Origin of the sequence: Bacillus zhangzhouensis (assembly GCF_000715205.1) — a bacterium.
GTDB classification, from domain to species: domain Bacteria; phylum Bacillota; class Bacilli; order Bacillales; family Bacillaceae; genus Bacillus; species Bacillus zhangzhouensis.
Genome location: NZ_JOTP01000028.1, coordinates 1 through 13822, shown reverse-complemented (window position 1 = coordinate 13822; position 13822 = coordinate 1). Strand labels below are relative to the sequence as shown.

The following is a 13822-nucleotide window of genomic DNA, read 5'->3' as shown; positions in this document are numbered from 1 at the left end:
GACGTGATGGAAAGACGACAGCCAATTCCAGTAGAAGAGGCCATTAAGAAAGTCAGCCAATATCAAAAGCATGGAGAAGTAGAATGGGTCCCTTTAAAGAATAGCCTTGGGAGGTTCACTGCAGAGGATATTGTGGCAGACCATGATGTTCCTGCCTTTGATCGATCTCCGTATGATGGCTTTGCACTTCGGGCAGAAGATACAAAAGAAGCATCAAGTGAGCATTCGATTGAATTTGAGGTCATTGATCACATTGGTGCAGGAATGGTCTCACCAAAAACCATCGGACCATTTCAAGCCATTCGTATCATGACAGGTGCAAAGATTCCAGACGGAGCAAATGTCGTCATCATGATCGAACTTACAAAGACCTTCGAAAAAGACGGGAAACCTTTTATGTCATTAAAAAGACCGCTTCAAAAGGGACATAATATTTCTCGTCAAGGAGAAGAGACGCTCAAAGGGAAAGTGATGGTCAAAAAAGGAATAAAAGTGACCTCAGGCGTCACTGCTATACTGGCGACGTTCGGATATGCAGTGGTGCCAGTTGTCAAAAAGCCGGTCATCGGCATTATCTCAACAGGCACAGAGCTTCTTCAGGTAAGTGATGCCATGATGGAGGGCAAAATTAGAAACAGTAATCTCAGTATGGTCTTTGCGCAGGTTCTTGAAGCCGGAGGAGAGCCGCTTGATTTAGGTGGTGTATCCGATGATTTCAATCAAAGCTATCATGCAGTAAAATCAGCCTTGAGCAAGGTAGACATGCTCATTACAACAGGCGGTGTGTCAGTGGGTGATTTTGACTTTCTGCCTGCTATTTATGAAAAGCTAGGTGCAGAGGTTTTGTTTAATAAAGTGGCCATGAGACCGGGAAGTGTGACGACCGTTGCTGCGTTACCAAATGGTCAATTGTTATTTGGGCTGTCAGGAAATCCAGCTGCCTGTTTTGTTGGATTTGAATTATTTGTGAAACCGATCATCTATAGATGGTGTTTGAAAGAAAATCCGTATCCTTCTTTTGCCTTGGCGAAGCTGACACATGATTTTCCAAAGGCCAATCCTTTTACTCGATTTGTCAGAGCAGCACTCCAATTCACTGGCAGCCAGCTGAGTGTGACGCCAACTGGTCTTGATAAATCAAGTGCGGTGACTTCTATTGCTGATGCCAACTGTTTCATCGCTTTGCCTGGGGGAACAAGAGGTTTTCAAGCAGGTGATCAGGTGAATGTTCTGCTGTTTCAGCACGAAGGTGGTGGCTCTCCATGCTGGATGCCAAATTAAGCATATTACAGGTGGTCGGCTATCAAAATAGTGGCAAGACCACATTGATCGAAAAGTTATGTCAGTTGGCTGAACATGAGGGGCTTAAGCTAGGCTGCTTCAAACATCATGGACATGGCGGGAAACCAGATCGTCTTTTTAAAGAAAAAGATACCGATCGATATGTTCAAGCGGGTGCATTTGCCGCAGGTGTCGAAGGGGAAGGTGAATGTCACTTTTCAATGCAGCACATGACGTTAGAGCAGTTGCTCAACATGTGTGAACATCTCCCGTTAGACGCTGTCCTGATAGAGGGATACAAACAGGCGCCTTATTACAAAATCGTTTGCGTAAAGAACGAACAGGAGCTCATTGAGCTTTCAACACTTTCCAATATACAAGCAGCCATTTATTTTTCTCAAGAGTTTCAATTAACCGAAAATTACTCGTTTCCTGTGTTTTCAGCCTTTGAAAAGCGCGGGGTGACATATGCTTTTAACTTATTGAAGGGAGGCAGCCTTACTTGAATGAACTTTTTAAAATAACAAAAGGGCCAATTGATGTGAATGAATTGATTCAGCATGTGACAAGACGAAAGGCAGGAGCTATTACGACGTTTATCGGGACGGTCAGAGAGTGGACAAATGGCAAAAAAACATTGCGTTTAACCTATGAAGCATACATACCAATGGCCGAAAGCATGCTAAGTCAAATTGGACAAGAAATCAAGAAGCAATGGCCAGATACTGAAGTCGCCATTATGCATCGTATTGGGACACTTGAGATATCTGACATTGCTGTCGCGATAGCCGTTTCGTCTCCTCATAGGAAGGCCGCATACGAAGCCAATGAATATGCCATTGAACGAATCAAGGAAATCGTTCCAATTTGGAAAAAAGAATACTGGGAAGACGGAGAGGCCTGGATAGGTGATCAGCTTGAAACTGTTTCTTATCCAGAAGGAAAACCTAGCGATCTTCAACTGAAGGAAAAAGAAGGTGATCGGCATGATTAACGTATTATTGTTCGCCGGCCTTGCTGAGAAGGCCGGTAAACAACAAATCATCATTCAAAAAGATAAAACAACGGTTGATGAGATTAAAATAGAATTACAGGAGGTATATGGTGTTGATGCTGCACAAAATGTGATGGTTGCAGTCAACGAAATATATACGAGGGAAAATGCTGAAGTGCGTAGCGGGGACACTGTTGCACTCATTCCTCCTGTAAGTGGTGGATAATAGTTATTAGAGGATTTGGTTATGGCCAGCGGCTGTAACCAATTTTTTTATGTGTGAAAAATTTGTAGAGGTACTTGGGTATGATCTTCGTAAATAAAACATCCCCTTCGTGCTTTAGAAATGTGAGGGTCGAGCTGCTGGATGAGATCATACAATTCGCTGATTCGTCTCACATTGAAATCTGTTTGGGCTTGAAGCTGTTCTTTTAATTCTTTCGTGCTCACAATACTTCCCTTTTTCTCTTTAATAATATCTACGCATCTTGCAGCGTAGTATATTTTGTCATTAGAGGGTCTGCTTTCTTTCATATCAAGTAATTTGAGCTCATGATAAATCTGTTCTCTTTCCTTTCGAAAGTATTGCCATGCTTCTTGTTCCTTTTCATAAAGTAAAATCAATTGCATTTTCAATTTTTCTCTTAACATTCACTTGACTCCATTTCCACTATCATTTAACCTACCTCTATTTTACATTATATGAAAAAATAACGTTTGATCAAGTAAAATCCCTTTATTTTTATTTTTTTAATATGAAAGTATTGATACTAAAGTCTCTGTTGTTCTGTAAAAGAAACCAATCATAGTCCTATAAAGCCGGGATTTGTCGAAATTATTAGGATTATTTTAACAAAAATTTGTTGTGTCTCACTGTGACCATCCGAATTCAAAGGAAAAGGATATTTATTCCGATAGGCATTTTGTTTACTTGATAAAATGTTTTTAGGTAAGTAAAATCAGTGTTTTTTGATATGAATATGGTCTGGTCATGGTGTCATTTGGAGGATGTTGTTCGTGAAAATAGAATAATAGTTATAATTCTTCTTCTATGAAAATAAGAAAATCAAATGATCTATTACTTATTGGCAATCTTTTGATAAAATAGAAAGAACAAGAGTGTGAATGTGCGTTTGCATACTTGCCTGACATAGAGAGGATGACATTTGATGCAAGAAAAAAGGCAAAAGCCCACGATCATAGGAGTGAGCACAAGACCAACAGAGCACCTGAAAAGAGTGTGGGAAGATCCGGTCGTTTGGTGGCCTTTATGCTGTGTGCTTGTTTTAACAGTCATAATCACTTATTTGTCTGAGCTGGTCACACTAATTGGTCTAATACTTGGGATTGTCATCAATGCTGCCATATAAAGGTTCATCGTATTTTTAGAAAAAGGTGATGCGTCGTTTCAGCAGCTGTTTTCAGCGGTACTGTTTATTACACCAATTACGATCATTGGAACGATTATTTCTCATTTGGTGGTCATCCTTTTCCATGTTCCAAAAGATATCACTGTTACATCATGAAACGCACTGATTCGAGTCTCTGGTCCATGGCATGCTGTGTTAGCCAATATCGATGTATTTGTAATCTGGAATCTTGTTTTAACAGGCTTTTTATTGATCCAAGTCGGCCATATATCGCCGAGAATTTCTTGGAGGATGATAGGAGTCTTTTATGTACTATCTTTCATTTTTCAATATGTAGGAACCACAATCAACATGTCAGTAAGCTGGGGGTAGAATGTCTTTATGAGAAAGAAAATCATCATCGGATCAATTTTTATCATTGTAATTGGTCTATTTATTGGATTTAACATTGCGAAAAACCAATCAAAGCCTGCTTCTACAGCAGCTTTTAAAACAGTTAAACTCACGTCAAAAGAAATAACATCTACTGTGATGACACCTGGGACACTTTCATTCTCTGAAGAGCAATTCATTTATGTAGAAGAGGAAAAGGGAAAACTGAATGAAATTGCTGTTAAAGAAGGTGAAAAGGTCAAGGTTGGAACGCCTCTCCTTACATATGAAAATAAGGAACTGGAGCTTGAAGAGCAGCAGCAAGCACTAGCGGCTGAATCAAGTAAACTAAAACGCGAACAACTGCAAAATAGACTCAGTGAATTAGATAAAAAACAAGCAGGTGAATCTGGCTCCAATTCCAAAAGCGAGCGAGATCAGCTTGAATTAGAACTGAAAGCAGCTGAATTAGAGCAAAAACAAGCTGAGCTTAACCAAGAAAAAGTAAAAGCACAGTTAGAAGATTTAACGATACATAGTAAAATTGAAGGAACAGTCATAACCATTGAGCAAGAGGCTGGAACAGGGAAGCTAGAAGAGAGACAGCCGATCATCCATATTGGCAATGAGAAAAAAATGATCGTGCGAGGTTTGATCTCTGAGTATGATGCCATAAAAATCAAAAAGAAACAAAAAGTAAAGGTAACATCTGATGTCATTCGCGGAAAAAGCTGGCAAGGAGTCGTGAAAAAAGTGGGGGCTGTTCCTGCCGGGGCAGCATCCGATACAACTGATGGCAATCAAACTGTTCAATATCCAGTTGAAATTGAAATAAAGGGAAAAAAACCTGAGGCAAAACCAGGTTTTAAAATGATCATGGAAATTGAAACAGACAAGCGCCAAGCGCAAACGATTCCTGAAACAGCAGTAAAAAAAGAAAATGATGGACAATACGTTTATGTTGTTGAGAAGAATGTACTGAAAAAAGTAAAAGTCGGCCTGGGTGAAACGTCAGGTCATGTTCTTGAAGTAACAAAAGGTTTAACACCAGCCGATCAAATCATTGCAAATCCATCAGATGACATGTATGACGGAATGGAAGTGAATGCTGAATGATTCAGCTTTCAAACGTGACAAAAAGCTATGAGGTCGCACAAGAAACATTTGATGTATTAAGTGAGATTGACCTTGTCATTGAAAAGGGCGAGTATATGTCGATTATGGGGCCGTCCGGCTCTGGGAAGTCGACGTTAATGAATATCATCGGCTGTTTAGACCGACCAACCTCAGGGCAATATCTTTTTCAAGGAACAGAGCTGTCAGCAGCAAAGGATCAAGAGCTCGCAGTGATTCGAAATCAATCCATTGGGTTTGTTTTTCAGCAATTTCATTTGCTGCCTAGATTAAATGCGAGGAAAAATGTTGAACTCCCGATGATTTACGCTGGTATCGGTCAAAAGGAAAGAAAAGAACGTGCGGAAATTGCACTTCAAAAGGTTGGTTTGGCGGATCGAATGAAACATATGCCAAGTGAGTTGTCAGGAGGTCAAAAGCAAAGGGTGGCGATTGCACGTGCGATTGTCAATAAGCCTCAGCTTATTTTAGCAGATGAACCGACAGGCGCTCTTGACTCAAAAACAAGCTTCTCGATTATGGAACAGTTTACACAGCTAAATGAGGAAGGGACAACGATTGTTCTTGTGACTCATGAAGAAGAAATAGCTGCATATACAAACCGGACGGTCGTTGTGAGAGATGGCCGCCTCGTTGAAGATAGTTGGAAGCAAGGGGACGCTATGAATGAAACTCTTTGAAAATATCAAAATAGCGCTGAATTCTGTTTTAGCTCATAAATTACGTTCTATTTTAACGATGCTTGGGATTATTATTGGTGTTGGGTCGGTGATTGCAGTCGTTGCCATCGGTCAAGGCGGCGAGCAAATGTTGAAAGAATCGATTTCAGGGCCAAACAATACCATTGATATGACGTATACGCCTTCTGATGAAGAGTTAAATGCGAATCCAAATGCCTTATTTGAAGCCGCATTTACCGAAGAAGACATACAAAGCATTAAGACAATCAATGGGGTGAAACAGGTCGCCTCCTCGACTGCACAAGGAATGCAATTGAGATTTCAAGATACGACAGTTGATGCTACAGTTAACGGTATTAATGAAGGGTATATGAATGTAGAGTCACTACAAATAGCAGAAGGACAGGATTTAAGAGATATTGACTTTAGAAGCGGCAGAAGAGCAGCTATCATCTCAGAAGGTCTAAAAAAAGAACTATTTCATGGACAAAAGGCATTAGGCGAGATGATTTGGATGAACGGTCAGCCTGTTGAAGTCATCGGTGTTTTAGCAAAACAGGAAGGGATGTTTTCATTTGATATGAATGAAATATATGTCCCATTTGAGATGCTCACTTCAACATTTGGTATAAATGAATATGATAAGTTGTCTATTCAAGTAGCGCATGCTGATCAAATGAAGGAAGTAGGGAAAAACGCCGCTGCTCTCTTAAATGAAAATCACCATACAGAAGATGCTTACGACATGATCAATATGGAAGAAATCGCTGCAGGCATCGGTCAAATTACGTCTGTTATGACAACGATCATTGGCTCAATTGCCGGTATCTCCTTACTTGTCGGCGGCATCGGTGTTATGAATATTATGCTCGTTTCTGTGACAGAGAGGACAAGGGAAATCGGTATTCGAAAGGCGCTTGGGGCAACCAGGGCTCAAATACTCGTTCAGTTTTTAATCGAGTCTGTTGTTTTAACACTCATGGGCGGGTTGATGGGGATCGCACTTGGCTTAGGCGGTGCCTCGCTAGTGTCACTATTTGCCGGCTGGCCGTCTCTTGTGTCGTGGCAAGTGGTGAGTGGAGGTGTACTGTTTAGTATGCTCATTGGGATTATTTTTGGGTTAATCCCTGCGAATAAAGCAGCAAGACTTGATCCTATTGAATCGCTCAGGTATGAATAATACTGAGATGAAAAAAGAGCAGCAAATAGGTGTGACCTCACCTCGAATTAACCATCTGAAGCTTTTATGCAAATCGCATAAAAGCTTTTTTTAGTTCCATTGAATGAAATGAAAAATGATAGAAATGCTAATATCATGACTTTCATCTTAATGTCACATATTTTTCAGTTTACAAATGGTACATATAAAGGTAAGATGACCATTGTGAAAGATTTTGATAGTTATTGAATGTATTTGATTGTTTTGTATTGATAATGTTGAAAAAAGCGATTACAATAAAGGTGCGCGCAAAATGAATACGTTTTCAAGAGGGGGTGTTTTCATGTTAACACCAGAGAGACATCAACTCATTATCGACTACTTAGAAGAAAATGATGTCGTCAAAATACAGGACTTAACGATTATGACGGATGCTTCTGAATCTACAATTAGAAGAGATTTATCCGCCCTTGAAGATAAAGGCTTCCTCAAAAGAGTTCATGGGGGAGCGGCGAAGATATCGAGTATTCGTCTTGAACCAGATGTATTCGAAAAATCTGCCAAAAACCTTCATGAAAAGTCATTGATTGCACAGTCAGCTGCATCCCTTTTAAAACAAGGCGATTGCATTTATTTAGATGCTGGTACGACGACACAGCAAATGATTGAATATATCGATCCAGATCAAGATATTGTTGTGGTGACAAACGGTGTCATGCACATTGAAGCACTCATGAGAAAAGGCATTTCTTTTTACCTGATAGGCGGATCGGTGAAACATCGAACAGGAGCCATGGTGGGTGCCGCAGCTTTGACAGCTATGGAAAATTACCGTTTTGACAAATGCTTTGTTGGGACAAATGGTATTCATCCCGAGGCGGGGTTTACAACACCTGATCCAGAAGAAGCGCTCATTAAAAAAAGAGCCATGAAGCAGGCGAAAAAAACCTATATCTTATCAGATGCCTCAAAGTTTGGCGAAATATCGTTTTCAGCCTTTGCTAGTTTACAGGAAGCGACCATTATCACAAACGATGCAAAAGAGGATTCATTCGATAATTACCATGAAAAAACGGTTATAAAGGTAGTGAAAACATGATTTATACAGTTACTTTAAACCCATCAGTTGATTATATCGTACACGTGGCGGATTTTGCTGTCGGCGATTTAAATCGTTCAACCTATGACAAAAAATATCCAGGTGGTAAAGGGATCAATGTCTCAAGGCTTTTAAAACGTCACGGTGTTGAATCAAAAGCACTTGGATTCATTGGCGGATTTACAGGCACATATATTCAAGACTTTTTACAAAAAGAACAATTACAAACAGCCTTTCACAAGGTGTCAGAAGATACACGAATCAATGTGAAACTAAAAACAGGTGAAGAAACAGAAATCAACGGACTGGGTCCAACTATTACTGAAGCGCAATTTGAGTCGTTTCTATCCCAATTTACTTCATTGACTGAAGGAGATGTCGTTGTATTAGCTGGCAGCATTCCTTCTTCATTGCCCCATAACACTTATGAGCGTATTGCTGAAGTTTGTGAGCAGCAAGGTGTAAGAGTTGTCCTTGATATTTCTGGAGAAGCGTTAAAAAAAGCAGCACATATGAAACCGTTCTTAATGAAACCAAACCATCATGAGTTAGGTGAAATGTTTGAGACGAGTATTTCATCAGCGGAAGAAGCCATCCCTTATGGGAAAAAGCTGTTGGAACAAGGTGCTGAACATGTCATCGTATCCATGGCAGGAGACGGAGCCCTTTTGTTCAGTAAAGAAGGGATCTATCAGTCCAATGTTCCGAAAGGCACGCTCATCAACTCAGTTGGTGCAGGAGATTCAGTCGTTGCAGGATTTTTAGCCGGCGTTTCTAAAGGTCTTTCCATTGAAGAGTCATTTAAGCTTGGTGTCACATCAGGGAGCGCTACAGCATTTTCTGAGGAACTTGGAACAAAAGAGCTTGTCGATACACTATTACCACAAGTAAAAGTCACACGCATTTAAAGGAGGAGTCATCATGAAAATTACAGAACTACTCACGAAGCATACGATTAAGCTTCATTTAGATAGCCAGCAGAAAGAAGCAGTGATTGAAGAGCTGGTCACTGTATTAGATACAGCAGGCAAATTAAATGATAAAGAAGGCTACAAAGAAGCTGTTATCAATCGTGAAAAACAGAGCTCTACTGGTATTGGTGAAGGAATTGCGATCCCTCACGCAAAAACATCAAGTGTGAAAGAACCTGCCATTGCATTTGGCCGCTCGACTGCTGGTGTAGACTATGAATCACTAGACGGACAGCCAAGTCATCTAGTCTTTATGATTGCAGCAACTGAAGGCGCAAACAACACGCATTTAGAAGCACTTTCTCGTTTATCCACACTTCTCATGCGCGAAGAAATCCGAAAGCAGCTGCTTGAAGCGGCTACTGAAGATGAAATCATCGACATCATCAATACGCATGATCAAGACGATGAAGAAGAAGAGGAAGTAAAAGAAGAACCGGCTGTAGAAGGAAAACCTGCTAAAATTTTAGCGGTGACTGCTTGTCCAACTGGCATTGCGCATACATTTATGGCGGCAGATGCTTTGAAAGAAAAAGCAAAAGAAATGGGCGTTGACATTAAAGTTGAGACAAACGGCTCTAGTGGTATTAAACATGCCCTTACAGCAAAAGAAATTGAAGAAGCACCAGCCATCATTGTGGCAGCGGACAAGCAAGTTGAAATGGAACGCTTTAAAGGCAAACATGTCATTGAAGTACCTGTGACAGCTGGAATTCGCCGCCCGCAGGAATTGATCGAAAAAGCAATCAATCAAGATGCACCGATTTATAAAGGCTCAGGCGGAGGTTCTTCAAAAGACCAAAATGAATCATCAGGCAGCGGAAGAAGTGGATTTTATAAGCACTTAATGAGTGGCGTAAGCAACATGCTTCCATTTGTTGTCGGAGGCGGTATCCTTGTTGCGATTTCATTCTTCTGGGGAATTAACTCGGCGGATCCTAAAGACCCTTCCTTCAATTCATTTGCAGCTGTATTAAAAGGCATTGGCGGAGATAATGCGCTTGCCTTAATCGTTGCTGTATTAGCTGGATTTATCGCCATGAGTATTGCAGACCGTCCAGGTTTTGCGCCAGGTATGGTCGGTGGATTTATGGCCTCAGCTGCAGGTGCAGGATTCTTAGGCGGACTAATTGCTGGTTTCCTTGCTGGTTACATCGTGGTGCTCTTGAAAAAAGTATTCACCATCGTACCGCAGTCGCTCGATGGCATTAAACCGGTTCTGCTGTATCCATTGTTCGGTATTTTCTTTACAGGCATTATCATGCATTATATTGTCAACACGCCAGTTAAAATGGTGATGGACGGATTAACACACTGGCTTGAATCACTAGGTACTGGAAACCTTGTACTAATGGGTATTATTTTAGCTGGTATGATGGCGATTGATATGGGTGGCCCAATTAACAAAGCGGCTTACACATTTGGTCTTGCTATGATTGCTGCTGGCAACTATGCACCGCATGCTGCTATTATGGCAGGCGGAATGGTTCCACCACTAGGTATTGCTCTTGCTACAACGATCTTTAGAAATAAATTCTCAAAACGTGACCGCGAAGCAGGTATTACATGCTACTTCATGGGGGCCGCTTTCATCACCGAAGGGGCGATCCCGTTTGCAGCGGCAGATCCTCTGCGTGTAATTCCTTCAGCCGTCGTTGGTGCAGCAGTTGCTGGCGGATTAACGGAATTCTTTAGAGTCACGCTTCCTGCACCGCACGGCGGACTATTCGTTATCTGGGTAACAAATCATCCGATTCTTTATATCATCAGTATCTTAATCGGTGCTGTTGTCACAGCGCTTTTACTTGGTATTTTGAAAAAACCAGTCAAACAAGAAGCGTAATTCAGAAGAGAAGCATCGTGAAGAGCGGTGCTTCTTTTTGTTTAATTATCAACAAATTAGGAAAAAATATCTAAATGAATGGTTGTCTTGTGAATTTTTAAATGACATGTGATAAAGTAAAGTTATTCAATTCACGTTTCAAGTCTTTTAGCAGAAAGTCTTAGGAGGAAGCAGTATTTTGAACGAAGAAAACAAACAAAACGAAAATGATATTCAATCTGATGCAAAGCAAGCCAAAACAGAGAAGAAAAGTTCACTGTTTGAATGGATCAAAGCCATTTTGATTGCACTTGCACTTGTCTTTCTTATCCGTACGTTCATATTTGAGCCGTATGTGGTGGAAGGAGAGTCAATGGAACCAACCCTTCATGACGGGGAAAAGCTGTTTGTCAACAAAACCATTAACTATCTCGGTGGTGTCAAACGCGGTGACATTGTCATTATAAATGGAAAAGACGGTCAAAAAATTCATTATGTAAAACGATTGGTCGGCCTTCCAGGCGACACCATTGAAATGAAGGATGATACCCTTTACATTAATGGTAAAAAAGTAGATGAGCCTTATTTAAAAGAGAACAAGGCGCATGCGAAAGAGTATGAGGTGCATTTGACAGGTGATTTTGGTCCGGTGAAAGTACCGAAAAACGATTACTTTGTGATGGGTGACAACAGACTTAATTCCATGGACAGCCGAAATGGACTCGGACTCATTGAAAAGGATCGTATTGTCGGGACATCAGAATTTGTTTTCTTCCCATTTGGCGACATTCGACAAACACAATAAAAGCACCCTTCTCAGGTGCGTGAGAAAAGTGCCTGAATGGACGACCCTTAACTTAAAGAAGTGTCGTTTTTAATTTGGCGTGAGCATCGTGACAATGATCACAATGGCCAAAACAGAAGCGAACACAGACCCTGTAATGGCTAAAACGGATCGAAACAATCCGATCTTTTGATTTTCTTTTCCCCGCTTTTGTAAAAAGCGTTTGGAAAAGAGGTGGACCAGTGTGTAAATGAGAACAAGTCCAATATAAAGGCCAAAGTCCTTCGCGTTAAAGCCTGTTGCAGATAAATAAATGCCCATAAAGAAAATCAATAAGCAGTATTCCATGAGTGTGAGTAATCTCAAATTGCATGAACTCCTTCAACAAATCATTCCAACTTATTATACCATAATGGACAAAAAGGCTTTGTTCTGAGAGAGAGACGTTTCTATCAAACGTTATTCATGTTATACTTCATAATGATGAATGAGTGATGGAGGATTAATAAATGATTGCAGTAAATAATGTTAGTTTGCGCTTTGCTGATCGTAAACTATTTGAAGAAGTAAATATTAAGTTCACTCCTGGCAACTGCTACGGACTAATTGGTGCCAACGGAGCTGGTAAATCAACGTTCCTAAAGATTCTTTCTGGAGAAATTGATGCTCAAACTGGCGATGTTCATATGAGCCCTGGTGAACGTTTAGCGATTTTAAAACAGAACCACTTTGAATACGAAGAGTTTGAAGTGTTAAAGGTCGTCATCATGGGTCATAAACGTCTATATGATGTGATGCAGGAAAAAGATGCGATCTATATGAAACCTGATTTCTCAGATGAAGACGGGATTCGTGCAGCGGAGCTTGAAGGTGAGTTCGCCGAGTTAAACGGTTGGGAAGCAGAAAGTGAAGCAGCGATTCTATTAAAAGGTCTTGGCATTCCAGAGAGCCTTCAATCAAAGAAAATGTCTGAGCTTGGCGGTTCTGAAAAGGTTAAAGTATTACTAGCCCAAGCTTTATTCGGTAAACCTGACGTTCTTCTTCTTGATGAGCCAACGAACCACTTGGACTTACAAGCCATTCAGTGGCTGGAAGAATTCTTAATTAACTTTGAAAATACCGTTATTGTCGTATCGCATGATCGTCACTTCTTAAACAAAGTGTGTACTCATATTGCAGACCTTGACTTTGGAAAAATCCAAGTGTATGTCGGTAACTATGATTTTTGGTATGAATCCAGCCAATTGGCACTGAAACTAAGCCAAGATGCAAATAAGAAAAAAGAAGAACAAATTAAGCAGCTTCAGGAGTTCGTTGCCCGGTTCAGTGCGAACGCTTCTAAATCGAAGCAAGCAACATCAAGAAAAAAATTGCTTGATAAAATCTCTTTAGACGACATTAAACCATCTTCACGTAAATATCCGTATGTTCATTTTGCGCCAGAGCGTGAAATTGGAAATGATGTCCTTCAAGTAGAAGGTCTATCCAAAACAATTGACGGTGTGAAAGTACTTGATAACGTCAGCTTTATTATGAACCGCGAAGATAAAATTGCGTTCTTAAGCCGTAATGAGCTTGCTGTGTCCACTTTATTTAAAATCCTTGCCGGTGAGATGGAGCCAGACAGCGGGACGTTTAAATGGGGCGTAACAACGTCTCAAGCCTTTTTCCCGAAAGACAATAGTGAATACTTTGAAGGAAGCGACTTAGATCTTGTGGATTGGCTACGTCAATATTCCCCTAATGATCAAAGTGAAAGCTTCTTACGAGGCTTCTTAGGACGTATGCTTTTCTCTGGAGAAGAAGTAAAGAAAAAAGCAAGCGTCTTATCAGGAGGAGAAAAGGTTCGTTGTATGTTATCAAAAATGATGCTGTCTGGAGCGAATATCCTGCTGTTAGATGAGCCGACGAACCACTTAGACCTAGAATCCATTACAGCGCTGAATAACGGCTTAATGAGCTTTAAAGGGGCTATGCTCTTCTCATCCCATGACCATCAGTTTGTTGAAACAGTTGCAAACCGTATGATCGAAGTGACGCCAAATGGCATTGTCGATAAACAAACAACATATGATGAGTTTTTAGCAGATCAAGACATTCAAAAGAGACTCAACGAGCTTTATGCGTAAATCAAAAAAGACATCCAATTGTGGATG

15 protein-coding genes are annotated in these 13822 nt (G+C 40.6%); 13 read left to right on the top strand and 2 right to left on the bottom strand.

Going from position 1 to position 13822, the window contains the following annotated elements; all coding sequences use genetic code 11:
* Positions 1-3 precede the first annotated feature (3 nt).
* The 4 genes from BA70_RS16115 to moaD are packed head-to-tail and all read left to right on the top strand — an operon-like array spanning position 4 to position 2501.
* A complete protein-coding gene (locus BA70_RS16115) occupies positions 4-1281 on the top strand; it encodes a molybdopterin molybdotransferase MoeA (RefSeq protein WP_034324398.1) in 1278 nt (425 codons plus the stop codon).
* Complete coding sequence (gene mobB, locus BA70_RS16110) at positions 1263-1787, top strand: molybdopterin-guanine dinucleotide biosynthesis protein B (RefSeq protein ID WP_034324395.1); 525 nt, start codon at positions 1263-1265, stop codon at positions 1785-1787. Before BA70_RS16115 ends, mobB begins: the two co-directional genes overlap by 19 nt.
* On the top strand, positions 1784-2275 hold the full coding sequence (locus BA70_RS16105; protein ID WP_034324392.1) for a molybdenum cofactor biosynthesis protein MoaE: 492 nt from the start codon (positions 1784-1786) through the stop codon (positions 2273-2275). The genes mobB and BA70_RS16105 overlap by 4 nt, the downstream gene beginning before the upstream one ends.
* A complete protein-coding gene (gene moaD, locus BA70_RS16100) occupies positions 2268-2501 on the top strand; it encodes a molybdopterin converting factor subunit 1 (protein ID WP_034324389.1) in 234 nt (77 codons plus the stop codon). The genes BA70_RS16105 and moaD overlap by 8 nt, the downstream gene beginning before the upstream one ends.
* A gap of 47 nt (positions 2502-2548) precedes the next feature.
* Here the strand turns inward: moaD and BA70_RS16095 are convergent, their stop codons facing one another.
* Entirely contained in the window at positions 2549-2926 is a 378-nt protein-coding gene (locus BA70_RS16095) for a Rok-like winged helix domain-containing protein (RefSeq protein WP_034324386.1), read from the bottom strand.
* 518 nt (positions 2927-3444) lie between these two features.
* On the opposite strand from BA70_RS16095, the gene BA70_RS20675 reads away from it, so the two are divergent.
* The 8 genes from BA70_RS20675 to lepB all read left to right on the top strand — a co-directional run bounded on the left by BA70_RS20675 (position 3445) and on the right by lepB (position 11687).
* On the top strand, positions 3445-3645 hold the full coding sequence (locus BA70_RS20675) for a hypothetical protein (RefSeq protein ID WP_239646690.1): 201 nt from the start codon (positions 3445-3447) through the stop codon (positions 3643-3645).
* Between the two features lie 381 nt (positions 3646-4026).
* Positions 4027-5133: an efflux RND transporter periplasmic adaptor subunit gene (locus tag BA70_RS16085; RefSeq protein ID WP_034324383.1), complete on the top strand. Its 1107-nt coding sequence runs from the start codon at positions 4027-4029 to the stop codon at positions 5131-5133.
* The gene (locus tag BA70_RS16080; protein WP_034324381.1) at positions 5130-5831 is read left to right on the top strand and encodes an ABC transporter ATP-binding protein; all 702 of its coding nucleotides are present in this window, start codon (positions 5130-5132) and stop codon (positions 5829-5831) included. The genes BA70_RS16085 and BA70_RS16080 overlap by 4 nt, the downstream gene beginning before the upstream one ends.
* Positions 5818-7011 (top strand): ABC transporter permease, encoded by a 1194-nt coding sequence (locus tag BA70_RS16075; protein ID WP_034324378.1) that lies wholly within the window; start codon positions 5818-5820, stop codon positions 7009-7011. The genes BA70_RS16080 and BA70_RS16075 overlap by 14 nt, the downstream gene beginning before the upstream one ends.
* Positions 7012-7333: 322 nt before the next feature.
* On the top strand, positions 7334-8089 hold the full coding sequence (locus tag BA70_RS16070) for a DeoR/GlpR family DNA-binding transcription regulator (protein ID WP_034324377.1): 756 nt from the start codon (positions 7334-7336) through the stop codon (positions 8087-8089).
* Positions 8086-8997, top strand: a complete 912-nt coding sequence (gene pfkB, locus BA70_RS16065; RefSeq protein WP_034324374.1) for a 1-phosphofructokinase — start codon at positions 8086-8088, stop codon at positions 8995-8997. Before BA70_RS16070 ends, pfkB begins: the two co-directional genes overlap by 4 nt.
* A gap of 13 nt (positions 8998-9010) precedes the next feature.
* Entirely contained in the window at positions 9011-10903 is a 1893-nt protein-coding gene (locus BA70_RS16060; RefSeq protein WP_034324372.1) for a PTS fructose transporter subunit IIABC, read from the top strand.
* Positions 10904-11114: 211 nt separating this feature from the next.
* Positions 11115-11687: a signal peptidase I gene (gene lepB, locus BA70_RS16055; RefSeq protein ID WP_034324453.1), complete on the top strand. Its 573-nt coding sequence runs from the start codon at positions 11115-11117 to the stop codon at positions 11685-11687.
* Between the two features lie 69 nt (positions 11688-11756).
* Here the strand turns inward: lepB and BA70_RS16050 are convergent, their stop codons facing one another.
* On the bottom strand, positions 11757-12032 hold the full coding sequence (locus tag BA70_RS16050; RefSeq protein WP_034324370.1) for a hypothetical protein: 276 nt from the start codon (positions 12030-12032) through the stop codon (positions 11757-11759).
* A 143-nt stretch (positions 12033-12175) separates the two neighbouring features.
* On the opposite strand from BA70_RS16050, the gene BA70_RS16045 reads away from it, so the two are divergent.
* Positions 12176-13795 carry an ABC-F family ATP-binding cassette domain-containing protein gene (locus tag BA70_RS16045; RefSeq protein WP_034324367.1) on the top strand — a complete coding sequence of 540 codons (1620 nt, stop codon included), beginning with the start codon at positions 12176-12178 and terminating at the stop codon, positions 13793-13795.
* Positions 13796-13822: the final 27 nt, after the last annotated feature.